This window comes from Aquidulcibacter sp. (assembly GCF_049239865.1).
GTDB lineage: Bacteria > Pseudomonadota > Alphaproteobacteria > Caulobacterales > Aquidulcibacteraceae > Aquidulcibacter.
Window position 1 is genome coordinate 126085 of record NZ_JBMLTR010000133.1, and the last position, 25106, is coordinate 151190.

The 25106-nt window shown below is 56.1% G+C and carries 21 protein-coding genes; 11 read left to right on the forward strand and 10 right to left on the reverse strand.

The genetic code is table 11. The features are described from left to right. The first annotated feature begins 268 nt into the window (after positions 1-268). From ACOVRA_RS09705 to ACOVRA_RS09720, 4 genes are all read left to right on the forward strand, one after another. On the forward strand, positions 269-1258 hold the full coding sequence (locus ACOVRA_RS09705; RefSeq protein ID WP_421720111.1) for a DUF808 domain-containing protein: 990 nt from the start codon (positions 269-271) through the stop codon (positions 1256-1258). Between the two features lie 188 nt (positions 1259-1446). Then, complete coding sequence (locus tag ACOVRA_RS09710) at positions 1447-2634, forward strand: NAD(P)/FAD-dependent oxidoreductase (protein WP_421720112.1); 1188 nt, start codon at positions 1447-1449, stop codon at positions 2632-2634. 29 nt (positions 2635-2663) lie between these two features. Further along, complete coding sequence (locus ACOVRA_RS09715) at positions 2664-4109, forward strand: NAD-dependent succinate-semialdehyde dehydrogenase (RefSeq protein WP_421720113.1); 1446 nt, start codon at positions 2664-2666, stop codon at positions 4107-4109. 121 nt (positions 4110-4230) lie between these two features. Next, on the forward strand, positions 4231-6519 hold the full coding sequence (locus tag ACOVRA_RS09720; RefSeq protein ID WP_421720114.1) for a PAS-domain containing protein: 2289 nt from the start codon (positions 4231-4233) through the stop codon (positions 6517-6519). Between the two features lie 8 nt (positions 6520-6527). On the opposite strand, the gene ACOVRA_RS09725 is transcribed toward ACOVRA_RS09720, so the two are convergent. From ACOVRA_RS09725 to ACOVRA_RS09750, 6 genes are all read right to left on the reverse strand, one after another. Beyond that, on the reverse strand, positions 6528-8195 hold the full coding sequence (locus ACOVRA_RS09725; RefSeq protein WP_421720115.1) for a response regulator: 1668 nt from the start codon (positions 8193-8195) through the stop codon (positions 6528-6530). 368 nt (positions 8196-8563) lie between these two features. Next, positions 8564-9172, reverse strand: coding sequence for a ribosome biogenesis GTP-binding protein YihA/YsxC (yihA, locus tag ACOVRA_RS09730; RefSeq protein ID WP_421720134.1), 609 nt, complete (start codon positions 9170-9172; stop codon positions 8564-8566). A 50-nt stretch (positions 9173-9222) separates the two neighbouring features. Further along, positions 9223-11049, reverse strand: coding sequence for a membrane protein insertase YidC (gene yidC / locus ACOVRA_RS09735; protein WP_421720116.1), 1827 nt, complete (start codon positions 11047-11049; stop codon positions 9223-9225). Positions 11050-11070: 21 nt separating this feature from the next. Continuing rightward, the gene (rnpA, locus tag ACOVRA_RS09740; RefSeq protein ID WP_421720117.1) at positions 11071-11475 is read right to left on the reverse strand and encodes a ribonuclease P protein component; all 405 of its coding nucleotides are present in this window, start codon (positions 11473-11475) and stop codon (positions 11071-11073) included. Between the two features lie 25 nt (positions 11476-11500). Next, on the reverse strand, positions 11501-11635 hold the full coding sequence (rpmH, locus tag ACOVRA_RS09745; protein ID WP_085341306.1) for a 50S ribosomal protein L34: 135 nt from the start codon (positions 11633-11635) through the stop codon (positions 11501-11503). 117 nt (positions 11636-11752) lie between these two features. Beyond that, the gene (locus ACOVRA_RS09750; RefSeq protein WP_421720118.1) at positions 11753-14386 is read right to left on the reverse strand and encodes a hypothetical protein; all 2634 of its coding nucleotides are present in this window, start codon (positions 14384-14386) and stop codon (positions 11753-11755) included. A 204-nt stretch (positions 14387-14590) separates the two neighbouring features. On the opposite strand from ACOVRA_RS09750, the gene ACOVRA_RS09755 reads away from it, so the two are divergent. The 4 genes from ACOVRA_RS09755 to sdhA all read left to right on the forward strand — a co-directional run bounded on the left by ACOVRA_RS09755 (position 14591) and on the right by sdhA (position 17945). Next, positions 14591-15265: a hypothetical protein gene (locus tag ACOVRA_RS09755; RefSeq protein WP_421720119.1), complete on the forward strand. Its 675-nt coding sequence runs from the start codon at positions 14591-14593 to the stop codon at positions 15263-15265. A gap of 90 nt (positions 15266-15355) precedes the next feature. Continuing rightward, positions 15356-15751, forward strand: a complete 396-nt coding sequence (gene sdhC, locus ACOVRA_RS09760; protein WP_421720120.1) for a succinate dehydrogenase, cytochrome b556 subunit — start codon at positions 15356-15358, stop codon at positions 15749-15751. Between the two features lie 9 nt (positions 15752-15760). Beyond that, positions 15761-16147 carry a succinate dehydrogenase, hydrophobic membrane anchor protein gene (sdhD, locus tag ACOVRA_RS09765; protein WP_298229380.1) on the forward strand — a complete coding sequence of 129 codons (387 nt, stop codon included), beginning with the start codon at positions 15761-15763 and terminating at the stop codon, positions 16145-16147. A 4-nt stretch (positions 16148-16151) separates the two neighbouring features. After that, the gene (gene sdhA, locus ACOVRA_RS09770) at positions 16152-17945 is read left to right on the forward strand and encodes a succinate dehydrogenase flavoprotein subunit (RefSeq protein WP_421720121.1); all 1794 of its coding nucleotides are present in this window, start codon (positions 16152-16154) and stop codon (positions 17943-17945) included. 14 nt (positions 17946-17959) lie between these two features. On the opposite strand, the gene ACOVRA_RS09775 is transcribed toward sdhA, so the two are convergent. Next, on the reverse strand, positions 17960-18412 hold the full coding sequence (locus ACOVRA_RS09775) for an Lrp/AsnC family transcriptional regulator (RefSeq protein ID WP_290802479.1): 453 nt from the start codon (positions 18410-18412) through the stop codon (positions 17960-17962). Between the two features lie 48 nt (positions 18413-18460). Here ACOVRA_RS09775 and ACOVRA_RS09780 point away from each other — a divergent pair, with 48 nt between their 5' ends. After that, positions 18461-19120 carry a LysE family translocator gene (locus tag ACOVRA_RS09780; RefSeq protein ID WP_421720122.1) on the forward strand — a complete coding sequence of 220 codons (660 nt, stop codon included), beginning with the start codon at positions 18461-18463 and terminating at the stop codon, positions 19118-19120. A gap of 3 nt (positions 19121-19123) precedes the next feature. Here ACOVRA_RS09780 and ACOVRA_RS09785 read toward each other — a convergent pair whose 3' ends face one another. The 3 genes from ACOVRA_RS09785 to ACOVRA_RS09795 form a co-directional block, all read right to left on the reverse strand. After that, positions 19124-20743: a stimulus-sensing domain-containing protein gene (locus tag ACOVRA_RS09785; protein ID WP_421720123.1), complete on the reverse strand. Its 1620-nt coding sequence runs from the start codon at positions 20741-20743 to the stop codon at positions 19124-19126. Further along, the gene (locus ACOVRA_RS09790; protein WP_290802487.1) at positions 20712-21422 is read right to left on the reverse strand and encodes a response regulator transcription factor; all 711 of its coding nucleotides are present in this window, start codon (positions 21420-21422) and stop codon (positions 20712-20714) included. Before ACOVRA_RS09790 ends, ACOVRA_RS09785 begins: the two co-directional genes overlap by 32 nt. Positions 21423-21524: 102 nt before the next feature. Then, the gene (locus ACOVRA_RS09795) at positions 21525-21929 is read right to left on the reverse strand and encodes a hypothetical protein (protein WP_421720124.1); all 405 of its coding nucleotides are present in this window, start codon (positions 21927-21929) and stop codon (positions 21525-21527) included. 204 nt (positions 21930-22133) lie between these two features. Here ACOVRA_RS09795 and tkt point away from each other — a divergent pair, with 204 nt between their 5' ends. Together tkt and ACOVRA_RS09805 are read left to right on the forward strand one after the other, a co-directional pair. Beyond that, the gene (gene tkt, locus ACOVRA_RS09800; RefSeq protein ID WP_421720125.1) at positions 22134-24104 is read left to right on the forward strand and encodes a transketolase; all 1971 of its coding nucleotides are present in this window, start codon (positions 22134-22136) and stop codon (positions 24102-24104) included. A 2-nt stretch (positions 24105-24106) separates the two neighbouring features. Continuing rightward, the gene (locus ACOVRA_RS09805) at positions 24107-25102 is read left to right on the forward strand and encodes a glycosyltransferase family 2 protein (protein WP_421720126.1); all 996 of its coding nucleotides are present in this window, start codon (positions 24107-24109) and stop codon (positions 25100-25102) included. The last annotated feature ends 4 nt before the right edge of the window (positions 25103-25106 follow it).

Below are 25106 nucleotides of genomic sequence, written 5' to 3' on the forward strand. Positions count from 1 at the left end.
CCTTTCTGAGTTTTGGTTAGCGAGCGAAGGGCCCGCCTGCAAGGCTTTGAAGCGCTTGTAGATGGCGACCAATGGTCACAAGTCTGACAACGCGTTGAGCAGTTCAATTCCGCAACAGATTGGCCAAAGCATGGCGGATCAACCCTTTGTGATAAGCAAACCTGCGGATGGCTACGCTAAAGCCGAGAATGGTCTTTCAAGGACATAGCGCGTGCACCGAAAACGCCCTATGATCGTGCCTCTGGGATCCTGTTTTGGGGGTAAAAGTTTGAGCTCTGGATTATTGGCGCTGTTGGACGATGTCACAGCGATCGCGAAAATAGCGGCAGCAAGTTTAGATGATGCAGCGGCTCAGGCCGTTAAGGCCGGTGGCAAAGCCGCAGGTAAAGCTGCCGGAATTGTGATTGACGACGCGGCCGTAACGCCGCGTTATGTCGTCGGCTTTGCTTCCGACCGCGAACTCCCGATCATCGGCAAGATCGCGTGGGGCTCCCTCAAGAATAAAATGATCGTCCTATTGCCAGGTGCGCTGTTTCTCAGCTTCTTTGCGCCTTGGACCATCACCCCACTCTTAATGCTGGGTGGCGCTTATCTGTGCATGGAAGGCTATGAGAAGGTCATGGACATTGTCCGCCCTCATGATGGCCATGGCGAGGATGATGCGGCTGATGACGGGGACAAATCCTCCCTCGAGTTGGAAGACGAAAAAGTCGCAAGTGCCATTCGGACCGACTTTATCCTTTCGGCAGAGATTATGGCGATTACACTTTCCACCGTCGCCACAGCACCCTTGTGGCTGCAGGGCGGCGTTCTGGCGGTCGTTGGGATTGGCATGACCGCCTTGGTCTATGGGGCAGTTGCTTTGATTGTGAAGGCCGATGATGCGGGGGCTGCGATGGCGCGCTCCACCAATGGAGCTGTTGCGGCCTTTGGGCGCGGTCTTGTCCTTGGTATGCCGGTTTTCCTGAAAGCCTTGAGCTGGGTCGGCATGGTCGCCATGCTCTGGGTCGGCGGCGGGATCATGGTGCATGGCCTCTATGAATTGGGCTATCCCGCCCCAGAAAAGACTATCCACCATTTGGCAACTTCGGTGTCAGCCGCAGTGCCTGCGGTGGCAGGCTTTGTGACCTGGCTGGTGAGTGCGGCGATCGCGGCGGTGATCGGCTTGGTCATTGGTGCGATCGTGGACCCAATTGCCCACAAAGCGCTGGTTCCAGCTTTCAGTAGCCTAAAGGGCCTTTTCAAAGCGAAAGCGTGAACTGGAGTTCCTCTAATCCGCTTGACCTGAAGCCGATGATCGTTCATTTGTTATAACAGATGACAGTCGTGCATTCTCCTTCGCGTCATGTCTGCTCCGCAGCCAGTGCGCCAACCACCTGGTACCACGCATCAGCAAAGCGCCCCTTTGCCCGGACCATTCCCCTGATAGGGGAGGTAAGCGCAGACGTGGTTATCATTGGCGCAGGCTTTACAGGCGTTTCGGCCGCGCTTGATCTGGCAAACGCTGGTCTGAAAGTGGTCATTCTCGAAGCCAATGAGGTGGGAGCCGGGGCTTCTGGCCGAAACGGCGGCCTCGCGTGCTCTGGCTGGCGTCATGATCAAAAATGGCTGGAAGCGCGGATGGGGCGAGAGGATGCGCGCAAACTTTGGTTGCTAGCAGAAGATGCAAAATCGGATCTACTGAGCCGTATGCAGGATTTCCACATTGATGCGGATTGGACACCGGGGCAGATATTTGCCGCCCATACTCCCCGCTTGATGCAAGACCTTGATGAGGACGCAGACTTTATGGCTCGCGCTTACGGCTATGAACGTCTAAAACGCTTAGACCGCGAGGAAATTGCGCAGGCCCTTGGCACCTCTGCTTATCACGGGGGTTGGCGCGACCCTTCGGCCGGCCATATCCATCCCCTCAAGCTACTCTATGGCTTGATGCAAGCTGCGTTAATCGCAAAAGCCAACCTGCACGAGTATAGCCGCGTAACCGAAGTTGGGTCTGACCGGGGTAAGCATTTTGCAAAGACCCGGACAGGCCGGGTGCTAGCTGATCATATTCTTCTATGCGGGGACGGTTATCTCGATGGCATTGAACCCGATGTCGAGGCCCGCGTCTTGCCGATTGGTAGCTTCGTCCTCGCAACAGAGCCTTTACCTAAAGACAGCGCGATCTTGCCCGAGCACGATTCCGTTATGGATACGCGCTTTGTTGTCAATTATTGGCGCAAGACCGCTGACAGACGTCTGATCTTTGGCGGCGGTGAGAAGTACACGCCAAACTGGCCCATGGATGTTGAGAGCTTCGTGCGGCGCAATCTGGTGAAAATTTATCCAGAACTTAGAAGCATCCAGGTCACCCATGCATGGGGCGGGGCCCTTGGCATCACGCCAACCCGTCTGCCCTACCTGCATCAAGTGCGTCCCGGCCTGCTGTCAGCGTCAGGATACTCTGGCCAAGGCGTTGTTCTAGCCCCTTATTTCGGGCGCATTTTGGCTGCCTGTGTCTTAAGCCAGCATCGCGACTATGACGTCTTAGCTCGTATGCCTGTGCCACATTTTCCAGGTGGTCGCGCGCTTCGTTGGCCACTTTTGACCGCGGCGATGTCTTGGTATGCGCTTCGAGATAAACTACCGTGAGACGATGCAAAGGCTGAGGAGGCCAAGACGTGAAGCTTTCCGAACCCCGCCTATTCCGCGCCCAATGCCTGATCAATGGCGAATGGACCGGCACAGGCGACGAAGCGATTTACAACCCTGCAACTGGGGCCGTCTTAGGCAAAGTCCCAAGACTTGGACGGGAAGCGGCCGAGCATGCCGTGGAGGCCGCCAATGCAGCATTACCTGCTTGGCGCGCCAAGACCGCTAAGGAAAGAAGTACGATCCTGCGGCGCTGGTTTGACCTAATCATGGTCCACCAAGAAGATTTGGCGCAAATCCTAACCGCGGAGCAAGGCAAACCAATCGCCGAGGCGCGCGGAGAAATCGCTTATGCTGGTTCCTTCATTGAGTTTTACGCCGAAGAAGCCAAGCGCATCTATGGCGAGACTTTACCAGCGCCGAAGGCTGACGGTCGCATCATGGTTTTGCGGCAGCCGCTGGGCGTTGTCGCGGCCATAACGCCGTGGAACTTTCCAGCCGCCATGATTGCCCGCAAGGTTGGCCCGGCCTTAGCGGTGGGTTGCACCATGGTGCTAAAGCCCGCGCCTGAAACACCATTTACCGCGCTTGCTTTAGCAGAATTGGCATGTGAGGCGGGTGTCCCAGCTGGCGTGCTCAATGTAGTGACGGGCGACGCTGTCGCGATTGGTCAAGCTTGGTGTGCCAGCGACATTGTCCGGGGCCTGTCTTTTACGGGATCAACCCCCATCGGCAAACTCCTGATGCGCCAATGCGCCGATACAGTGAAGAAGCTTGGCCTAGAGCTTGGCGGCAATGCACCATTTATTGTGTTTGATGACGCCGATATAGATGCTGCCGTTGACGGGGCTATCGCATCCAAGTTCCGCAATATGGGTCAAACCTGTGTATGTGCGAACAGGATTTATGTGCAAGATCGCATTCATGATGCCTTTGTGGCCAAGCTGACAGCCAAAGTCGCCGCCATGAAAGTGGGCCCGGGAACCGACGAAGCCGTCACGCAGGGTCCTCTCATCAATCAGGCGGCACTTGCCAAAGTCCAAAGCCATGTCGCCGATGCCCTCAGCCAAGGTGCGAGTATCCAAACCGGCGGTAAAATAAGCCACTTAGGCGGCACCTTCTTTGAGCCTACGGTGATAACTGGCGTCACCTCAAGCATGAAGTTTGCCAAAGAAGAAACCTTTGGCCCTGTAGCGCCCATTTTCCGCTTCTATACCGAAGCCGAAGTGATTGCGGCTGCTAATGACACTCCATTTGGCCTGCAAGCCTATTTCTATACCAAGGATTTGGCGCGCGCGTTCCGGGTAGCCGAAGCGCTGGAAACAGGGATAGTCGGGGTGAATTCAGGCCTGACCTCGTCAGAAGGCGTGCCTTTCGGCGGGATCAAACAAAGTGGATTGGGACGCGAGGGGTCCCACCATGGGGTCGAGGAATATCTTGAGCTCAAGTACGTCTATCTCGGCGGGATTGCTTGACCTAAAACTGTGCATAATTTGCCCCCTATTCCCTTGGCGTTAATCTTTGTTAACCAATCTTAGCTTAGATTTAACAAACTGAATCAAAACGAGCGGATGCGTACAGAAAGTGCCATTAGACTTGTCAGCCTTTTTGGCCCAATGGGGGCGTGATGCCGTAACCGCAGGCGGTGCCGCTGTCGTGGCTGGCTATTTGGCGTATCGCTTTGGCAAGCAAAGGCGCGTCCCCATTTCAAGCCCACGCGCCAGTGCTGCGATTGCCGCCTCAGGCTCCGTAGCGCTTGTTTGGCCAGATCATGATGATGGAGGGGGCTGGGGCGAGCCGGAAGAAGAGGCTGATGCCTCCACTCGCGCTACCCTTCTTAAGCGGCTCGACTTGACAGCCAAAAGCCCAACAGAAGAGCCAACGACCTTTGACATCCTCGAAGCTTTGGTTTCAGCGTCATCCGAACTTGGCACCCGCCTGACGCAATTACGCCAACGGGGCGAAGCCTTTACTCTATCGGTTTTAGGCCTCGAAGTTATGGGCAAGCCCCATGGCGCGAAAGCGATTGTCTGGCTGACACCGGGAGCGGCGGCAGGCGATCTTGCAGGTGCAGGGCAAGCAAGCTTCCCTGCGTGGCGGACAGATAGCCAAGGGGCCCTCTTGTGGGCTAATGCGTCCTATCTGAAAGCGGTTGAGGCGGTTGACCTTGAAGACGCGCGGGCGCGCGATTGTGCCTTAGACCAAAAAGCCCGCGATGATGCAGCCCAAGCCGCCAAGGGCCAAGCCACAACCTATACACGGGCCATCACCATTGATGGCAAACGTCGCATGTTGCGGATAAGCCTCTTTCCGGCCGACGATGGGGCCTCTGGTATTGCGTTTGATGTCACCGAAGAAATTGAAGTGCGTGATACTCTGGCCCGTGAAGCCAAGGCACATGAAGAAACCTTGAACCATTTGACGGACGCTGTCGCGGTTTTTGACTCCAGCCGTCGTTTGACTACCCACAACAGTGCCTTCTCGAATTTGTGGGGGCTGGAGGATGCGTGGCTGAATGATGGGCCTACCCACGGGGAATGGCTGGACCGCCTGCGACAGTCTGCCAAAATCGCTGCAACACGTGACTTTGCGGCTTGGAAGACGAAAGAACTCTCGCACTATCAAGAGCCGGGTCTGATCCCCGACGAGACCTGGACCATGCCCGATGGCCGCATCTTACGCGTGGCGCGGCAGCGCCAGCCGTCGGGTGGCCTCCTAATTCTGTTTGAGGATATTTCCGACAAAATGGGCTTGCAAGCGCGCTTCAAAACCTTGATCGAGGTTCAGCGCGCCACGTTGGACAAGCTAGGTGAAGGGGTGGCGGTGTTTACAGCTGACGGGCGGCTGTCCTTAGCCAACAGCGCTTTCGCTCGCATGTGGGGTCTCGACCAAAGCTTCCTTGAAGCGCTACCAGAATTTGATTTGGTTGCGGAGCGTGCGATCCTTGTGCATCGCGATCCCGCTTTTTGGAGTGAGTTGAAGGCACGAATCTCCGACCCGTCCCCGCGGTCGCGTCAGGAGAAGCAGGGTGAGTTTATCTGTGCCGATGGCACAAGCCTAACTTGGCTGACCCGTCCTCTCCCCGATGGCGCAACTTTGGCAGCCTTCGCCGATGTTACTGCTGCGCGCGAAGTGGAAACAGCGCTGCGCGATAAGGCCGCCGCTTTCCAAGATGCTGACCGCCTCAAGACTGAATTCGTGCGAAACGTGAGCTACCAATTGCGAACACCACTTACGACTATTGGCGGCTATGCGGAGCTTCTGGCCGCAGGCGTGGGGGGCACGCTGACCGAATCCCAGTCAGATTATCTGAACGCTATCGGCTTGGCTTCCAGCCAATTGGAAAAGCTGATTGAGAATATTCTCGACCTCGCCATGATCGATGCAGGACAAATGTCGCTTGATTTGGGTGATGTGAGTTTGGCGGAAACCTTAGAAGTTACGGCAGAGATTGCCCGAACCAATTCAGTGAATGACCAAGTTCGGATCGTGGTTGAATGCGATGATAGTGCCGGGATTATTCGAGCAGACAAGGCGCGTATCCGGCAGATATTGTTCAATCTTGTGTCGAATGCATTACGCTTTACGGGCAAAGGCGACATGATTACCATTGGCGCTCGCCGTTTTGACGATACGGTCCGTCTCTGGGTGAGTGATACGGGCCCCGGTATTGATATGGCGCGCCAAGCTTCTGCCTTTGAAGGATTTGCCGATGGCGACCGACGGGCAGGCGTTAGTCTCGCACTGGTCAAGCGCTTTGTGGAATTACATGGTGGCTGGGTGTCGTTGGCTTCACCCAATGCCAAAGGCGTAACCGTATCCTGCTATCTGCCAGCTAAAGCAACGCACCTCCATGCCGCACCAGAGCTGGATTTGGTCAGTTAAATCGGGCTTCAAGCGCGCGCATAGGCGGAACTGCCGCTATGATGGCTCGCGACTGCGCTGGCCAAAGCGGCCTCAATGCCTTTGGCAAGGGATTCAGGGGTTACAGGCTTAGCGATATGCACGTCGCAGCCTGCCTCAAGCGCCTGCTCAACGTGTTCTTTCATCGCGTTGGCACTGAGCATGGCAATTGGGGTGCGGGGCAGTTGCGCCGTCAGCTCATAGGTACGGATGGCCTGCGTAGCCTTCAGGCCATCCATCTCTGGCATCTGCATGTCCATCAAGACAACATCAAACTTGCCAGCCTCAAAGGCCTCTATGGCTTTGACACCATTTTCGACAACTGTGAGATCGACGCCATAGGGCTGTAAGATCATCGCCACCACACGCTGATTTGTCGGATGATCTTCCGCCAACAATACCCGCAGAAGCCGCGACGACTCGCTTTCTTCAGGCATCCCTTGGTTTGAGGTGGTTGGCTGCATCGCGCGCAGAATATCAAAGGCATCCAAAGGCATAGACCGGCTCAGAGGCAATTTCACCATGAAGGTGGAGCCTTGGTCCGGGATCGACACAACGCTGATTGTGCCCCCCATCATTTCAGTCAGCGCCTTACAGATCGATAGACCCAGACCTGTGCCACCAAATTGGCGCGTAATGGACCCATCAGCTTGCTCGAACCGATTAAACAACCGAGCGCGCGCTTCTTTGTCAAAGCCAATACCTGTGTCGGAAACCTTGATTATGAGGGTTGCCATCTCCCCCTCAGTCTCAGGCTCATTGACCTCAATTTGAACCGTTACCCCACCTTCCTTCGTGAACTTCACTGCATTTGAGGCAAGGTTGGAAACAATCTGGCGAATGCGAACCACATCGCCTTTAAACAGTCCACGTGCATTGGGTCCAAAGGTTAGACTGAATTTGAGGAACTTCTCGGTCGCCGCAGTCTGCATCAGGTGCACAGCGGCCTCGATTGCTTCGTGCAAGTCAAACGTATCAACCTGCAAGGACAATTTTCCGGCTTCAATTTTTGACACGTCGAGAATGTCGGTGAGGAAGCGCTCTAGCGTCTGGCCCGATTGGCGGATCAAACTGACCATCTCAAACTGCTCATCGCTCAGCGCCGTGCGACCAAGCGCACCGGCCAAGCCAATCACCCCGTTCAGCGGCGTGCGGATTTCATGGCTCATATTGGCGAGGAAAACGCTTTTGGCTCTACTGGCAGATTCCGCCGCGGCGCGGGCTTGGCGAATAGCGGCCTCCGAACGGCTGTTGCGCAGAACATAGGCCAATTGATGCGTAATCAAGCGCCAGTTGATCGGCTTCACAACGAAGGAAGTCGCCCCAGCTGCAAATGCCAAATCAATGGCTTCCATGTCGTCACGGCCGGTGATCACGACGACAGGCACGCTCATCAGGCGTGGATCGCGGGCCATGGCCTCCATGAGTTCGAAGCCGTTCATGTTGGGCATGTCGAGGTCCACGAGGGCGACATCAAAGTCGCCCTTACGCAGGGCCTCTAAAGCAACCAAGCCATCTTCCGCAACGCTGACTTCCACGCTGGGGCTGACAAGGTGGGAAACGGCAAATTCGCGCAGAATGGGGTCGTCATCAACGACCAAGACCCGCGCGTAATCCGTTTTGACAAAATGGTCGATGCTGGCGGCGGGTATGCTCATATGTCCACCCAACTTGATCGACGCACAACACCGCAATAGCTGGCGGTCGAGGGACACAGCTTTAGTAGCGGTGCGCTTCGTTCAGTCTCTAGCATTTGGAGTGGCGTAAAGCGCTGCACCATTGCGTTGATCAAACCCCACACCCAACAAATTTACCGGACTTTTTCGGCAAAATGTCGCATAAACTCCTTAACTTAGGGTCAAATGAACGCTGGCTTTTTTATTTAAGTCCTTCAAGTTTGCACAAATACCTAGGGTAAGAGACGCCAACCCAGCCCGACAGTCGCAAAAGCGGGATCAAGTCTCGCAAAGCCTTCGCGTAATTCTCCAAAAAAGGGAATATTGCACTGTCTTTGATGGCTAAAATGCTACTCAACTGAGAAAGTTGCGATTTCCTCTCGCAATTGGCTGATGCCAAGATTCTCGTGCGAAGAAATTGGCAAAACCTCAGGATGTGCAGCTGGACGCTTCTTTAAGCCCTCTTTTGTGGCGAGAAGAACGGCGTCGAGCTCCCCTTTCTTCAATTTATCGACTTTTGTGAGGATAATTTGATAGGACAAAGCGGACGTATCCAACATGCGCATGACTTCGAGGTCATTGGGCTTGAGACCATGACGGCTATCAACCAACACAAAGGCCCGCTTCAACGTTGCGCGGCCGCGCAAGAAGTCCCGCGTGGCTTCGTTCCAGCGTGCAATCTCTGTTTTGGAGGCCACCGCATGGCCATAGCCGGGCAAGTCAACAATCCGGATACGCTCCACCTCGTCCTTGCCGGCGATGGCAAAGAAGATCAGTTCGCGCGTCCGCCCGGGCTCTGAAGATGCCCGTGCCAGCCCTTTGCGGCCAACCAAGGCATTCACGAGGCTCGATTTGCCGACGTTTGAACGCCCAGCAAAGCAGACTTCTGGTGCACCCATGGGAGGCAAGTCCGACATGGTCTTAGCCGCCCAGAGGAAACGCGGCTCCAAGCGAAACAGGCGCTCCCCTGGTGGGAGGTCACGCATTGGAGCCATGGGTTCAGACATGATCAGGCCGTTTTCTTCTTGCCAAGCTTGGCAAAGAACTCGTCAATCGGGTTTGATGTGCCTGATCGCTTCGAGATCACATATTGCTGCACAATCGTCAGCAAGTTGGACCACGTGTAATAGATGACCAGACCCGAGCCGAAGCCTGCGAACACGAACACGAAAATCCATGGCATCAGGGCAAAGATTTGAGCTTGCATCGGATCGGTGGCCGTAGGCTGCATCTTCTGCAAAAGCCAGAACGAAACACCATACAAGATCGGCCAAGCACCAATCGCTAGGAACGTCCCGATTACGGGGATGACCGTTGGATCATAGGGAAGCAGGCCGAACAGGTTGAAGATTGTGGTTGGGTCCTTAGCCGACAAATCGGGGATCCAGCCATAGAAAGGCGCATGGCGAAGTTCGAGCGAGATCGAGAGCACTTTGAACAGCGCAAAGAAGATCGGCATTTGCAGCAAGGCTGGGATACAACCTGCCACCGGATTGATCTTCTCCGTCTGATAAAGCTTCATGGTTTCTTGCTGTTGGCGCTGCACGTCGGCGGCAAAGCGCTCTTTTATCTCAGCCATTTTAGGCGCGAGATCGCGCAGTTTCGCAAAGCTTTTGTAGCTCGTGTAGACCAGCGGGAATGTTACGACCTTGATGACCACGGTGACCATCAAAATCGCAATGCCAATATTGTTTGCGACTAAGCCGTTGAAGAACATGAGCATGGCGTAAAAGGGCTTGGTCAGGAACCAGAACATGCCCCAGTCGACTGCATCCTCAAATCGCGGCAGACCCAATTCTTGACCAAGCGCCCGCAATTCTGAGACCCGCTTCGAGCCCGCAAAAAGATGTTGCGTGGTAGTCAGACTTTGTCCTGCGCCTAAAGCAACAGGCGCGGCAATAAAGCTTGATTCAAACACTTCCTCGTTGGGCAATTGGGTGACTTTAAAGGCACCATCCACTTTGGTCTTTTGATCTGGGATCAACGCAGATAGCCAATATTTATCTGTGATGCCGAGCCAGCCGCCGGTACCGGCTTGCTGCAGGGCTTCACCCTTTTCAAGCTTCTGATAATTCATCAGCTTGAGCTTGCCATCAAACATGCCAACCATGCCTTCGTGATTGATACCATTGGGTGGCTCTTTTGGCTTGGCATGGCGACGTATCGCGCCGTAGGGCTGCAACGTAACGGGGGCGGCGCCCGCGTTTGCGACCGTGTCGGTGACCGTAAAGAGATAATTCTTATCGACCTTTACCACGCGCTTGAACGTTAGGCCTTGGCCGTTGTCATAGGTTAAGGTGATGGGCGTGGCTGGCGTGAGCTTCTCGCCAGGAATGGCCTTCCAAACGGTGTTGGGGCCAGGAAGTGCGCCGGCGCTGCCATCGGGTGCCGTAAAGCCAAAGAAGGCATAATAGCCGTCTGCCGTACCTTGAGGATGCAGCAGGGTGACTGGTTTGGAGTCTTTCTTGATCGTGTCCTTATAGCGCTTCAGAACCAAATCATCGAACCGCGCGCCCAGGGTGGAAACCGTCCCGCTGACAGCATCCGCATCAATATTGATGCGCTGGCTAAGACCCAAAGCATCCGGACGGCTGACCGGCTGGCCTGAAGATGCTGCGGCTTGAACCGGCGTAACAGCGGGTTGAGCGGCGGCCGCTTTTTGAGCAGCGGCTTGCGCCTCGCGCTTTTGCGCCATCTCTGCCATCCGAGCCTTCTCGCGTGGCATTTCATAGAAGTATTGAAAGCCAAGCAGGATCGCCAAAGACAAGGCAATCGCGATCGCGAGGTTCTTCGTATCAGGCGCTGAGGGTGGCGGAGACATAGGAGACGGGGACATTGGGGTCCTTGCTATCAGCTTCTAAGATGTGGCTGTGGCGGTTGTAACAGGTGGAGGGGCAGACTTCGCCGACAGCCTTAAGAACAGGGTAGTCAGGTCGTCAAGCAATGCTGGCCATTCTGCTGTCACAGTTGCAGTACGCGCGACAGCTACATAGTCAAAACCGGACCGTCCATGAAGTGGCAATAGCTGTAACATTGCTGCACGCAGACGGCGGCGCGCCCGATTACGTGTGACGGCGTTGCCGACTTTCTTGGAGGCTGTCAGGCCATAGCGGATCAGACCCTTCGTTTCAGCCGCCGCGTCGGCAGTAGGCCGAGCCTGCAATAACACAAATCGCCCAGCGGCCTTGCGACCCTGAGCGACATGCAAAAACTGACGACGAATAGTCAGCCGATCAATGATGGCAGGCGGGCTAACGGACATGGGATTGCCCAGGCCGCCAGATATCCTAAGCGCTCAGACGCTTACGGCCTTTGGCGCGACGACGGGCCAAAACCAGACGGCCGCCTTTGGTTGCCATACGGGCGCGGAAACCATGGCGACGAGCGCGGACGAGGTTAGATGGTTGAAACGTGCGTTTCACGGCAGTTACTCCTGGCGGATAACCGCCTTTATAGAGAAGAAATTTGAACGCGCGCTGTTACAGAGCGCTTGGCTAAGAGTCAATCTCTGCACGCAGGCAGTGACTGGGTTTGGCGGCCTAGAACTGCTTTCTAAAGCTCAGCTCCACAGAACGGCCACGCGGCGCAAGCAAAGCCTTTTGATAGGCTTCAGGCGTATTGCCGGCAGAGTTGCGGACAGTTTGAGCGGAATCGGTCAGATTATCGACCCGCAGGATCAAACGAGAGCCCTTGAGGAAGGGCGCTTTCTTGACCCATTGAGGGCGCGCTTCGAAATTCAAGAAGCCGCGCAAGTTAAACGTAAGCTGATCGTCGAAATAGAGATCCGTCGCACCGGGAACGCCGCTTGCACTGGCAATGATCTTGCTCTCGCCACGCCATTCACCAAAGGCTCGGAAGCCAATGCCCATATAGGACCAACCGCCATTAAACTCGACCGTATGGCGGCGCGATCCGCCGCCATCATCAACCGCTGCCCCTTCGAGCAAGTCCAACTTTGGCAAATTTGGAGCTAAGACAATGGTATCTTCCAGCTTGATGGAATGGAAAATGGAAATGCTCCAACGGCCAGCTTGACCACCCGGCCCGCCACCGGGGCCGCCACCAAATCCGCCACCGCCAAATCCGCCGCCGCCAAAGAAGACTCCGGGAGGCGGACCGCCGCGTCCGCCACCAAAGCCAACCGGTGAACCCGCAGCTGGACGCTGACTGGTTGCTGGAGATGCTTGCCCAGTTGTCGGTGTTCTCGCTTGGCCTGCGCCCGCACCGGTGACCGCCCCACCCTCTTGTGGTCGGCTTGGCCGCTGGTTTGCTGGGCTAGCTTGGCCGTTAGCTGAGGTAGTAGCTGGCACAGGTGGCCGCTGGCCACCGCCAAATCCACCGGGACCGCCGGGGCCACCGGGGCCGCGCCCAATTTGGGGGCCAAAGCCCTTGGAGAAAGAAAAGCCATAGCGCAAAATCGTGCTGTCAGCGGAATCATAATTGATCGGGCGCTGATCAATCCCGGTGAGAACACCTGCACTATTGCGTTCAAAGCGACGCGGATAAGCGGCCTCCAATGCGGGCGTTAACAAGGGAAAGGACGCGACCGTATCTTCGCTGGTATTGATCGCATAGCTCAGCGTGAGGTCGAGGCCTTCAAACTTCGCAGGCGAATAATTGACGCTAAAGGTGGTATCGGCGCGGCTTTCTGCTTTCAGGCTTGAATTGCCACCGCTGGTGCGGTTGACCAAAACAGTTTGGCCGCTTTGGAAATCGAACACCGCAGAACCCGGTGTCACGAGAACAGGATTGCCCAATTGCTGAATGCTGGGGGCGGCCTCTGAGGCATCATAAGCCACGGATAAACGCACCGTCGTGATCGGGGACCAATTCACCCCAAGTCCACCGCCCTGTAGACCGCCAAAGTCCGACAAGTCGGTGTAAAAACCATTCACGCTGAGACTCAAGTCGCCAAACTTTTCTCCAAAGCCCGAACGCCGACTGGTCACTGGGACCGAAAGATTACCACGCGCTGTGACATCACCTCGGCTGAGATTGGTCAGCGTGACAAGTCCATTGCGTGTGGATTCTGAGTCGAGCTGGCGATCCTGATAGCCAAGGCGGAAGGATCCACGAATTGGCCCAGCTGGTACATCGATAAGCGGGCCGGTCGTGTTATAAATCGCCTCGAAGACACTGGCCGTGGAATTGGCCGTCTGGGGCTGGGTCAAGGCAGAGAGAGTCTTAGTGTCCGATTTGGTCTGATCGGCAGAGCCTGTGGCCGTCCATTGCCAGCCAGCGGTCGTGCCATTGACGGTGACAGCCGCACGCGATGTATCCACCTTTGAATTGCGCTCGATCGGCGCATTTGCAACTGGCAAACCTGTGGGACTGAGCGCCAGACCTAACAAGCTTTGACTTTCATTTGAGTCAAAACGGAGATCGAACGTAGCGCCCATCGACTTGCCGAAATTGCGGTTGTAGCTGATGCCCAGCTCTGCGGCGCTCGTCTCAGGCAAAAGCGTTCTGAAAGCAGAACTGGCGGGAGATGCAGCGCGGCGCACACCACGCTCGGCTTCGGTGACGCTATTCTGACTGGACACTTCACCATTAATCGACAACCGCCCTTTGGCGCCGATGTTCAATACGCCCAATTCGAGTTCACCGCGCGATTGTTCGCCCTCTGCAGCTGTTCCAGCTGTAATTTCAGTGGTGATGGCGCGAAATTTGTCTTTCAGAATGAAGTTGATGACGCGCTGATCTGCTGAATAGCCATATTGTAGGGCGGTAGATTCCGGAAAGACCTCAACGCGCAGAATGGCCTCGGAAGCAAGGCCTTGAACCTCACGGAAGCTGCCGATGCGTCGCCCATTCAGCAGGATAACAGGCGGGCCACTTCCACGCCCACGGCCTGAACCGGCGCGAGGGCCTAAAGCGGCGAGCACTTCGGCAACGTTGGACGCCCCCAAGGCAGTGATTTCAACGGTATCCAAAGTGGTTTCAGGGACCGCATCACCTGGCACAGAATTTGGGCCGCGCTGGGCACGCACCACAATTTCCTCAACCGGCTGGTCATCTTGAACCGCAGAAGGCGGGTCGATAGGTTGGACGGTGACCGGAACCGCCGTGGTTTTAGCTGGCTGTATCTGTGCAGTTTGCGCCAGAAGTGGCGTGGAAAAGCCCAAAGGCAAAAGCGCAGCCGCACTGCTTAAAAGTGCCAAACGAATGGACATCGGGGAGACCTATTTTTCTTGTTGGACAGCTGTAAGCCACCCAGATGGATTTTTGCTTAGCGTATTGAACGTAGCTATACGTCTATTCCGTCGCAGAAGATGATGACAAAGTTGTTATGGCTAAAATGGACCCCATTGACCCATTCTGCCTAAGGCGCAGGCAGTGCTGGTTTCCCATATAGGACTTCAATTTCGGGCTAAAAGATGACGAGCACATTCCATCGACACCTCCTCATGATCGAAGGGCCCATCGGTGCCGGCAAGACAAGCCTAACGATGCGGCTTGCTGAGCACTTAGAGGCCAAGGGGCTTGAAGCGCGCGCGTTTCTGGAATTTGACCCAGACCACCCCATCAGAACCGAGCAAGTCGACCTTTTGGTGGGCCGCGAACCGGCACCCAAAGCTTATGGTCTCGACCCCTGGGCCCGGTTGGCAGCCCAATGTGTCGTCAATCGAGGGGTCGTGCTACTAGATGCGACGTTGATCCAAAACACTTTATTGCCAGCTTTTGCCAACGGTGCATCAGACGCGCAATTAGTGGACCTTGCGACGACGCGCTTGGCCGCTGTGGCTAAAGCCAACCCGCTGATCGTATATCTTCGTGTGGATGATATGGCAGCACACCTCGAAAACCTCCACAAATCTAGCAGTCGAGATTGGTCAGCCCGTAATTTGGCTTGGATTGATGGGACTGAATGGACGCGGGCGAAGGGCAAAAAGGGCATGGCGGCGCTGATTGACTTTCATGAAGCCTGGCAGACATGGATTGAGGCTTGGCTGGCACTGCAGGATGATAAAAGTCTGGTCCTTACTGCTCATAGCTTAGAGATCGGCCCCTTAAGCCAACTTGTTTTAAAACATGCAGCTAAACCCAGTTAAATGAAGCTCCTTTGCCACTTCACCTGACGAGAAACGTTGACGAAACGGTCGCTCTCTTCCATGTCACAGACAAGTAATTTGGGGATAAGTATGGCAGGCCCACAAGCAAACGATAAGCGACCTTTGTCGCCACACCTGCAAGTCTGGCGTTGGCACGTGACGATGGCGACATCGATTTTCCACCGGGCATCGGGCGTCGCCCTTTATCTGGGTGCAATTGTCCTGACTGCATGGGTCGTGGCTTTGGCCAGTGGCCCTGCGGCCTATGCCGATTTCATGAGCTTTCTGATGAGCCCGCTTTGCCTATTGATCCTTTTCGGCATCACCGCTGCGGCTTGCTACCACTTGGCCAATGGCATCCGTCACCTCGCGTGGGATGCTGGTAAAGGCTTTGATCCGAAAGTGTCGACTGCGACCGGTTGGGCGACCATTGTCGCCGGTGCTGTCGGGGCGGTTTTGGTTTTTGCACTCGCGTTTTTGGCATAGGGGTAGACGATGAACCACTCTTTACGCACCCCGCTATCTCGCGCTCGCGGTCTTGGATCGGCCAAGCATGGCGTCGGTCACTTTATCCAGCAGCGTGCGACCGCGATTTTCCTCGCCGTCCTGCTACCTTGGTTTGCCTTGTCGATCCTACTAGGCACCGATGGCAGCTATGACAGTGTCATGGGTTGGATGAAGCACCCCGTAAATGCCGCAGGGACTGCCCTTCTAGTTCTGACGGGCCTGTTCCATATGCGCCTCGGCATGCAAGTGGTGATTGAGGATTATGTCACAGGCGCTGTTGCGCGCACTGTATCTTTGCTCGCCAACACGGCCATCCCCGCTATCTTAGCAGTCATCGCGATCCTTTCGGTCGCCAAAGTATTCGTTGGAGCTTAAGCCCATGACGGCCGACTATCAGTGGAATGACCATACCTTCGATGTTGTAGTGGTAGGTGCAGGCGGCTCTGGATTGCGCGCGGCCTTGGGTGCCGCACAAGCTGGCCTGAAAACAGCCTGTATCTCAAAAGTCTTCCCGACACGTTCGCACACGGTGGCCGCGCAAGGCGGTATCTCGGCAGCTTTGGGCAATATGGGCGAAGACGACTGGCGCTGGCATATGTTTGACACCGTCAAGGGGTCGGACTGGTTGGGCGATCAAGACTCAATCGAATATCTGACCCGCAACGCACCTGCCGCCGTCTATGAACTAGAGCATTGGGGCGTGCCCTTCTCGCGCACCGAGGACGGAAAAATCTATCAGCGCGCCTTTGGTGGTATGACCCGCAATTATGGCGAAGCGCCTGTGCAGCGTACCTGTGCTGCCGCCGACCGGACCGGCCATGCCATCCTGCACACTTTGTATGGCAATTCGCTGAAATATGACGTGGAGTTCTTCATTGAGTATTTCGCCCTTGATCTGATCATGGACGAGACCGGTGCCTGCATCGGGGTGACCGCTTGGGAATTGGCGACCGGCAAGCTGCACCGCTTCCGCGCCCAGCGTACAGTTCTGGCCACTGGCGGTTATGGCCGCGCTTATTTCAGCTGCACCAGCGCCCACACCTGCACCGGTGATGGTAATGCGATGGTGCTGCGGGCGGGTCTACCCTTGCAGGATATGGAATTTGTTCAATTCCACCCAACCGGCATTTATGGCGCAGGCTGCTTGATCACTGAAGGCGCACGCGGAGAAGGCGGCTATCTGACCAATTCGGAAGGCGAACGCTTTATGGAGCGTTATGCACCGACCGTGAAAGACTTGGCCCCACGGGATATGGTCTCGCGCGCCATGACGATGGAGATCCGCGAAGGTCGTGGCGTTGGCCCCGGTAAGGACCACATCCACCTCCATCTCGACCATTTGGACCCAGCCATTCTGGCCCAGCGCCTGCCCGGCATCTCGGAAAGCGCCAAAGTGTTTGCTGGCGTCGATGTCACCAAAGAGCCGATCCCTGTTCTGCCAACCGTGCATTACAATATGGGCGGCATCCCGACCAATTATCATGGCGAAGTGCTGACCAAGGTCGGTGGCGACCCAGACCAAGTTGTTCGCGGCCTCATGGCTGTGGGCGAAGCGGCTTGCGTGTCGGTGCATGGGGCTAATCGTTTGGGCTCTAACTCCTTGATCGACTTGGTGGTGTTTGGCCGCGCTGTCGGACTGCGCTGTGGCGAGACCGTGCAAACTGGTGCCCGTCAGCCAGAAATCACCGATGCGATGACCGACAGCCATCTGGCGCGTCTGGACCGCTTCCGCCAAGCCAAGGGCGGCACGCCCACGGCAGCGCTGCGCTTGCAAATGCAGAAGGTCATGCAGAACCATTGTGCGGTTTATCGGGAAGGGGAAACCTTGGACGAAGGCTGCAAGGAGATGGACAAAGTGTTCTCTGGCGCGCCAGACATCGCCATCACCGACCGCTCGATGATCTGGAACTCTGACCTCGCCGAAGCCATGGAATTCGACAATTTGTTGAGCCAAGCCATGGTGACCATGTATGGCGCAGCCAACCGGACCGAAAGCCGTGGTGCCCATGCCCGCGAAGACTATGCAGACCGCGACGACGTCAATTGGATGAAGCACACGCTGACTTGGTATGATGAAGCAACAGGTTCAGTCAAAATCGACTATCGCCCTGTGCACATGAACACCATGAGCAACGATGTGGCGACCATTCCACCAAAGCTACGGGTTTATTAGTCGATGGCGGGGGTTTACCCCCGCTCATCCTTGGGCGAGCCCATGACGATATAGCTGGTGATGGTGGAAACCTGTGGCAGAGCGCCGAGGACTTCGGTGTGGAAATGCTTGTAGGCAGGCAAGTCAGTCGTCTCAACCCGCAATAAATATTCTACCGTACCTGTAATATTGTGGCATTCCCGAACTTGGTGCGCGCGCTTTATGGCGGCTTCAAAATCTGCCTGCTCTTGCTTGGTATGACGCGAGAGACCTACCGTCACATAGGCCAGAAACCCGATGCCAAGGGCAGCGGCATTGAGTTGTGCGCGATAGCCTTGAATGATGTCCCGCCGCTCTAATTCCTGCACACGCCTGAGACAGGCTGAGGGTGATAAGCCCACTTTGCCGGCAAGTTCCACATTACTGATGCGCCCATCCTGAGAAAGCACATGCAAGATTCTTCGGTCAATATCATCCAATGTAGTCATAACATGTGATGATCTAGTCCATATTGCGTAATTTGCAAGGACATTCGAATGTACTTCGCATATTGTTGCGCCATGATGACACAAGAACTCTTCTTTGGCCTGTGTGGCTTTGCCCTCGTTTCCTCGATCACACCGGGGCCTAATAATCTGATGCTGATGGCATCTGGGACCAATTTCGGCTTTGCCCGCACCTTGCCCCACATGCTGGGCGTCTCGATTGGATTTGTCCTGATGACTGTCTTGATCGGCCTCGGATTGGCGCAAGTTTTTGTGCGCTTCCCCGTAGCCTATACCGTTCTAAAAGTCGGATCCGTCGTCTATTTGATCTATTTAGCGTGGAAGATTGCCACAGCTGCGGCTCCCAAGGCTGACGCGGCGGCGACGGCAAAGCCCTTTAGCTTCCTTCAAGCTTGCTTATTCCAATGGGTAAATCCGAAGGCTTGGACGATGGCTCTCATGTCTGTTACGGCCTATGTGCCAGCGGATCACCCGATGCTGGGTCTATTGGTTGTGGCGGCTGTATTTGGTGCCATTAATTTGCCTACCGTTGGCCTATGGGCGTTTCTAGGCATGCAGATGCGTCAATTTTTGCATGATCCGGTCAAACTTCGCGCCTTCAACGTTATCGCCGCACTTACGCTGTTGGCCTCGCTCTATCCCGTCGTGACCCATGATTTGCTGGCCCACCCAGGCTTGGCGACGCCGTAACGCCTAGACTGCAGGCAACTCCAGAACAAAGCGTGCGCCGCTGCGATCTTCCCGATTCTCTGCCCAGACCGCGCCACCGTGACTTTCGGCAATTTGACGGGCAATCGCCAAGCCAAGGCCGGAGTGTTTGCCAAAAGCGGCTTGACCTTCTTCGCCGACACTGGTCGGACGGTGGGTATAGAAGCGGTTGAAGATACTTTGCAGGGATTCTTCGGGAATGCCGGGACCTTCATCTTCTATCGTGATCCGGATGACTTTGCCGTCCCGGATGCCGAATAAGCTAACCCTGCCGTCTGTCGGCGAGAAAGACAGCGCATTATCGAGCAGGTTCGTAAGGATGCGCGAGATGGCCTCTTCGCGGCCACTCACCGCCAAACGGTCGGTCTCATCTGGATGGCGCACGACAATTTCTACTTCGCGCGCATGACCAATCGACCCATAAGCTCTGGCGAGATCATCGATCATGTCCGCCATAAAGAACTTCTGCTGGCTGGCACGGGCGAGTTCGGCGTCCAATCGAGACGCATTGGCGATGTCAGTCACCAAGCGATCCACCCGGCGTGCATCGCTTAGAATGATGGATTCAAGCTTTGTTTTGCTTTCAGGCGTGGTCGCGCGGGGCAAAAGCTCGGCGGCATTGCGGATCGCGGCCAAGGGGTTCTTGATTTCGTGCGCGACATCGGCGGCAAAACTTTCATTGGCGTCAATTCTGTCTTGCAGCGTAGCCGTCATCGCAGCCAAGGCGTCTGCCAAGTCCCCGATTTCGTCTGGACGCTTGCGTAAAGAATCTGCGTCCAAAGCTTGGGCACGCCCTCGCCGGACGTTGTCTGCAGCTGCAGCTAAACGGCGCAGCGGCACGGCGATGGACCAAGCCAACATACTGGCCGAAATCGCCGTCACCAAAATGGCCGAGAAGATGAAGGGGTAAAGGGCGCGTCGTTCTGCCTCCACGATCTCGCTGACATCCCCGCTTTCAAGGGTCAAAACTCCAACAACGGCGCGAATGCGCTGAATGGGGACGGTAACCGAGACTACCCGTCGACCTTCTTCATCAAAGCGCTCGCTTTGGACGACATTGCCCTGCAGAGCAGTGGACACTTCACGGATAAGCGCTTTTTTAGGGTCGTCGCTGGCACCTTGAATGAAGACCCTCACATTGGAGACAGCCTTGCCGGCCACCTCCCCAATATCGGGTGCCGCAGGCCCCAAAGGCGGCAATTCCCGCACATTGACGATATCGTCCAAGATTGTGCTGTCAGCGATGGGGCGGAGGTCTCGGCTGAACAGGCGCAGGCGGGCCCCCGGCTCTCGCGATAATCGCCGCAAAATCGCGCGGGCTCGGCCTTCATCTAAGACAGGTACGGCATCAGCTGGAATTGCAGCTTCGGCCAAGACACTGGCGATGGTCGAACCCTGCGCGCGCAAGGCGTCCATACGCGCTTTAGTTAGGCCGGATCGTAATTCGTTGAACAGAAGTGAGCCCAGCACCAGAATGACGATGCCGGCAAAGTTCGCGATAAAGATAATGCCCGCAATGCCGCCACGACGGCGCTGCCTTCGGGTTTTGCCAAAGGGTTCAGTTGGCTTCTTTTTAGGATTCTTTGTAGCGATAGCCGACCCCATAAAGCGTCTCGATGGCGTCAAACTCACCATCAACTTCACGGAATTTCTTGCGCACACGCTTCACGTGGCTGTCAATGGTGCGGTCATCGACATAGACGCTGTCGTCATAGGCAGCGTCCATAAGCTGGTCACGGCTCTTAACAAAGCCGGGCCGCTGGGCAAGGGCTTGTAGCAAGAGGAATTCTGTCACCGTCAGGCGGACGGGCTTTCCCTTCCAATAGGAAGCATGCCGATTTGGGTCCATGGTCAGCGAGCCCCGTGTAACGACCTTCTTGTCACCGTCGGAAGTACTAGCCTCATCTTCAACGGCGTCGATTGGACGAGAGCGGCGCAAAACGGCCTTCACCCGCTCCGACAATAGGCGAGTCGAGAAGGGCTTACGGATGAAATCATCGGCACCGACTGAAAAGCCAATGACTTCGTCGATCTCATCATCCTTCGACGTCAAGAAAATGACTGGCACGTCGGAGCTTTCCCGAACGCGACGCAATAATTCCACCCCGTCCATACGTGGCATTTTGATATCTAGGATCGCAATATCTGGCGGGTCCGAGATCAAGGCAGGCAGCGCCGTGGCCCCGTCCGGATAAGTGCGCACGTCATAACCTTCGCTCTGGAAGAGGATTTCCAGGGAAGCGCGGATGTTTTCGTCGTCATCGACCAGAGCAATTGTCGTCATAAGCTTACTTATAAGGCGGTTTGTGGCCGCATGTTACCCCTCACAAGGCAAGATTATGGCGAATAAAGTGTTTATGAGACGCTAAGCTGCGCAAATAATAGGCTAACCAGCCTTGGCGCGCTCTTCGGTGTCGAGCATTTCGTCGAGATAGGCCATCGCCAAATCCGTCAGCTCAAACTGAGGCTCGGTCCAGAAATCCTCAACCCCGCTTGGAATGGCTGCATCCAAGACGGCATGAATCTCGCTCTCATCGTCATTCCAGAGGATGGAGACATCGGCCAAGCGCGCAGCCTCGCGACCAAGACTTTGCGCGATGACCGCATCATCCATGCGCTTAGCGCTGACCCGCAATAGCGTCATCCCGCCACCAATATCCTCAGAAATGTCGGCATAGGATAGGATGGCATTGAGCAATGCGCCCGATGGTGGGGCAATTGCCACCGCCAAAGGGGTGGACTTTGGCTTGGCAACGCGACGACGGGACTTTGGGTAAGGAAGGATGGTCATATTCGGGTCTCACTCTGTGTGTGAGTTAGGTATGCACCCTTACTACGACAAAATCGGGCGTAGATTTTGACCACAATGAGTCTGCAATGAGTCCGCCGATTATTGAGGCACTGATTAGGGTGGAATAGGTGCCGTTTACCATTGTGACGCGGCGGCGAGTCCTATATGCGGTCCGTCATTCAGCCGACGAAAGTTTCCCCTCCCATGACCAGCCATACAGACCTCGCCAACGCCATCCGCTTCTTGTCGATGGATGCCGTTCAGGCCGCCAATTCTGGACATCCCGGCATGCCCATGGGCATGGCAGATGTGGCGACGGTCCTGTTTACCAAGTTTCTGAAATTCGACGCAAAGGCCCCTGAGTGGCAAGATCGGGACCGTTTTGTCTTGTCGGCTGGCCATGGCTCCATGCTGATTTATTCGCTGCTGCATCTGACTGGCTGTGAAGCCATGACAATGGATCAGTTGAAGAACTTTCGGCAAATGGGCGCCCTCACGGCGGGTCATCCGGAATATGGTCATGTTCCCGGCGTTGAAACCACGACCGGTCCTTTGGGCCAAGGTATTTCCACCGCCGTTGGTATGGCGATGGCCGAGGCCCACTTACGGGCCACTTTGGGCGCAGATGTTTGCGACCACCACACCTGGGTTATCGCATCAGACGGTGACTTGATGGAAGGGATCAGCCACGAGGCGATTTCCTTGGCAGGCCACCTGCGGCTGAACCGTTTGATCGTCCTGTGGGATGATAATGAGATTTCCATCGACGGGGCTTTGTCGGTTGCCGAGACTGGCGACCAACTCCAGCGCTTTGATGCTGCTGGCTGGCAAACATGCCGGGTTGACGGCCATGATCCGGTTGCACTGGAAGCGGCGATGTCTGCGGCTTTATCCTCTGACCGTCCAGTTTTGATCGCCTGCCGCACGCAAATTGGCTTTGGCTCCCCCAATCTGGCTGGGACCGCCAAGACACACGGCTCGCCGCTCGGAGCTTCCGAGATTGAAGCCACGCGCAAAGCTCTCAATTGGCCACATGCACCCTTCGTCGTGCCAGACGCGATTGTCGCCGATTGGCGCGCCGCCGGCAGTCGCGGAGCGAGAGCCCATGCCGAGTGGCAAGCACGGATGGACAAGCGGGCGGACCATGTCGCAATCGAAGACCTATTAAACGCAAAGATCGACCCAGCGAAGTTGCGCGCCCTCACCGAAGCCCATTGCGCTGCCATGGCCGAAAGAGCGCCATCCTTGGCGACCCGCGAAAGCTCTGGTGCCGCATTAGAAATCTTGGTCCCGGCCTTTGATCTTCTCATGGGCGGCTCGGCGGACTTGACCGGTTCCGTGAACACCAAAGTGGCCGGCATGAAGGGCTTTGGGGCAAACGCTTATCAAGAGCGTTACATCCATTACGGTGTTCGCGAACATGGGATGGCCGCAGCCATGAACGGCATGGCCCTGCATGGCGGCGTCGTGCCCTATTCCGGCACCTTCCTCGTGTTTGCCGATTATCTGCGTCCAGCCCTGCGCCTCGGCGCTTTGATGGAAGTCCGCACCATCCACGTCTTGACCCATGACAGCATTGGCTTGGGCGAAGATGGACCAACCCACCAGCCAGTTGAGACCCTTGCGTCGCTGCGCGCCATTCCCAACGTCAATGTGTTCCGCCCTTGTGACCCGGTCGAAGTCGCCGAGTGCTGGGAACTGGCGTTGCTCGCGCCGAAGACGCCATCTGTACTGTCCTTGACCCGCCAGAAGCTCGCCTTCCAACGCAAAGATGGGTCGCCAACCAATCGCAGCGCGCAGGGTGCCTATGTCTTGTCACCTTCGAGCCTGCCAGAGAAGGCGGTCTTGATTGCCACCGGGTCAGAAGTTGAAATTGCCATGGCAGCCCAAGCCAAACTGGCTGAAGCTGGTGTTGGCGTGCGCGTCGTCTCGGCTCCCTGCCTCGAATTGTTTGAGGCCCAGTCGACAGCCTATCAACAAGAAGTCTTGGGTGGCGACTTGCCCAAGATCGCAATTGAAGCAGCTGTGCGTTATGGCTGGGACCGCTGGATTGGCCCGACAGGCACCTTCATTGGCATGAAGGGCTTTGGCGCATCTGGGCCTTATCAAGCGCTTTACGCGCACTTTGGCATCACCAGCGAAGCCGTCTGTGCAGCCGTTGAGGCTCTTGGCTGAACTTGGCTGGGCCGCACGTCTCGATCCTGATTGTTGCTTACAAGAGCCGGACTCATTTGCCGCGCTTGTTTGACTGTCTCGACGCGCAGACCTGTCGCGACTTTGAGACCATTCTGATCGACAATGCCTCGCCCGACGGCACGGATCCGGACTTAGTGACCCAAGCGCGGGCGACACAATTTGTTGCCAACGCAACTAATACAGGCTTTGCCGCAGCGAATAATCAGGCCGCCAACCTAGCAAGCGGCCAGTGGATCATCTGCCTTAACCCAGATGCCTTTCCAGAGCCTGAGTGGCTCGAGTCGTTAATGGCTGCAACCGAGCGCTATCGGGACGTAACCGCATTCGGCTCCACCCAGATTTTGGACGAGGACCCGACCCTGCTGGATGGGGCCGGCGATGTCTATCATGCATTTGGCATTCCGTTTCGCGGTGGCTATCGCAAACCGTGGCCAAGTGACTTATCCGATGGTCAGACCTTCAGCCCGTGTGCCGCTGCGTCTATGTGGCGCGCGGACATATTTGCCCAATTGGGTGGCTATGAAGAAAGCTATTTCTGCTATTGCGAAGACGTCGACCTTGGGTTTCGCCACCGTTTGGCGGGCGGGCAAGTTGTACAAGTGGCGGATGCACAGGTGCGCCATATGGGCTCTGCTTCGAGCGGGCGACTGTCTGACTTCGCCGTCTATCACGGCACGCGCAACCGACTGTGGACCTTTATTCGAAACATGCCGGGTGCCCTGTTCTGGTTGCTGCTTCTGCCCCATCTCGCAGCGACGCTTTTACTGTGGGCGCACACGGCTTGGCGTGGCGCAGGCCCTGCCTATGGCCGTGGATTGGCTGATGGCTTCAAAGGTTGGGGCAAAGCGTGGCAGGCCCGAAAGGCCATTCAGGCCAAGCGCAACGTCAGGCTGATGGACCTGGCGCGCCAATTCGCTTGGTCGCCCTTAAGCCTGTTGAAGCGCGCTATCGTGCTCCGTCAGATCACTCGACCGTAACGGA

What these genes read in the sequence shown, in the direction of transcription:
- ACOVRA_RS09725 (WP_421720115.1), bottom strand. Translation starts at nt 8,195, where the DNA reads ATGAGCATACCCGCCGCCAGCATCGACCATTTTGTCAAAACGGATTAC.
- yidC (WP_421720116.1), bottom strand. Translation starts at nt 11,049, where the DNA reads ATGTCCCCGTCTCCTATGTCTCCGCCACCCTCAGCGCCTGATACGAAG.
- rnpA (WP_421720117.1), bottom strand. Translation starts at nt 11,475, where the DNA reads ATGTCCGTTAGCCCGCCTGCCATCATTGATCGGCTGACTATTCGTCGT.
- ACOVRA_RS09750 (WP_421720118.1), bottom strand. Translation starts at nt 14,386, where the DNA reads ATGTCCATTCGTTTGGCACTTTTAAGCAGTGCGGCTGCGCTTTTGCCT.
- ACOVRA_RS09755 (WP_421720119.1), top strand. Translation starts at nt 14,591, where the DNA reads ATGACGAGCACATTCCATCGACACCTCCTCATGATCGAAGGGCCCATC.
- sdhC (WP_421720120.1), top strand. Translation starts at nt 15,356, where the DNA reads ATGGCAGGCCCACAAGCAAACGATAAGCGACCTTTGTCGCCACACCTG.
- sdhD (WP_298229380.1), top strand. Translation starts at nt 15,761, where the DNA reads ATGAACCACTCTTTACGCACCCCGCTATCTCGCGCTCGCGGTCTTGGA.
- sdhA (WP_421720121.1), top strand. Translation starts at nt 16,152, where the DNA reads ATGACGGCCGACTATCAGTGGAATGACCATACCTTCGATGTTGTAGTG.
- ACOVRA_RS09775 (WP_290802479.1), bottom strand. Translation starts at nt 18,412, where the DNA reads ATGACTACATTGGATGATATTGACCGAAGAATCTTGCATGTGCTTTCT.
- ACOVRA_RS09780 (WP_421720122.1), top strand. Translation starts at nt 18,461, where the DNA reads ATGTACTTCGCATATTGTTGCGCCATGATGACACAAGAACTCTTCTTT.
- ACOVRA_RS09785 (WP_421720123.1), bottom strand. Translation starts at nt 20,743, where the DNA reads ATGGGGTCGGCTATCGCTACAAAGAATCCTAAAAAGAAGCCAACTGAA.
- ACOVRA_RS09790 (WP_290802487.1), bottom strand. Translation starts at nt 21,422, where the DNA reads ATGACGACAATTGCTCTGGTCGATGACGACGAAAACATCCGCGCTTCC.
- ACOVRA_RS09795 (WP_421720124.1), bottom strand. Translation starts at nt 21,929, where the DNA reads ATGACCATCCTTCCTTACCCAAAGTCCCGTCGTCGCGTTGCCAAGCCA.
- tkt (WP_421720125.1), top strand. Translation starts at nt 22,134, where the DNA reads ATGACCAGCCATACAGACCTCGCCAACGCCATCCGCTTCTTGTCGATG.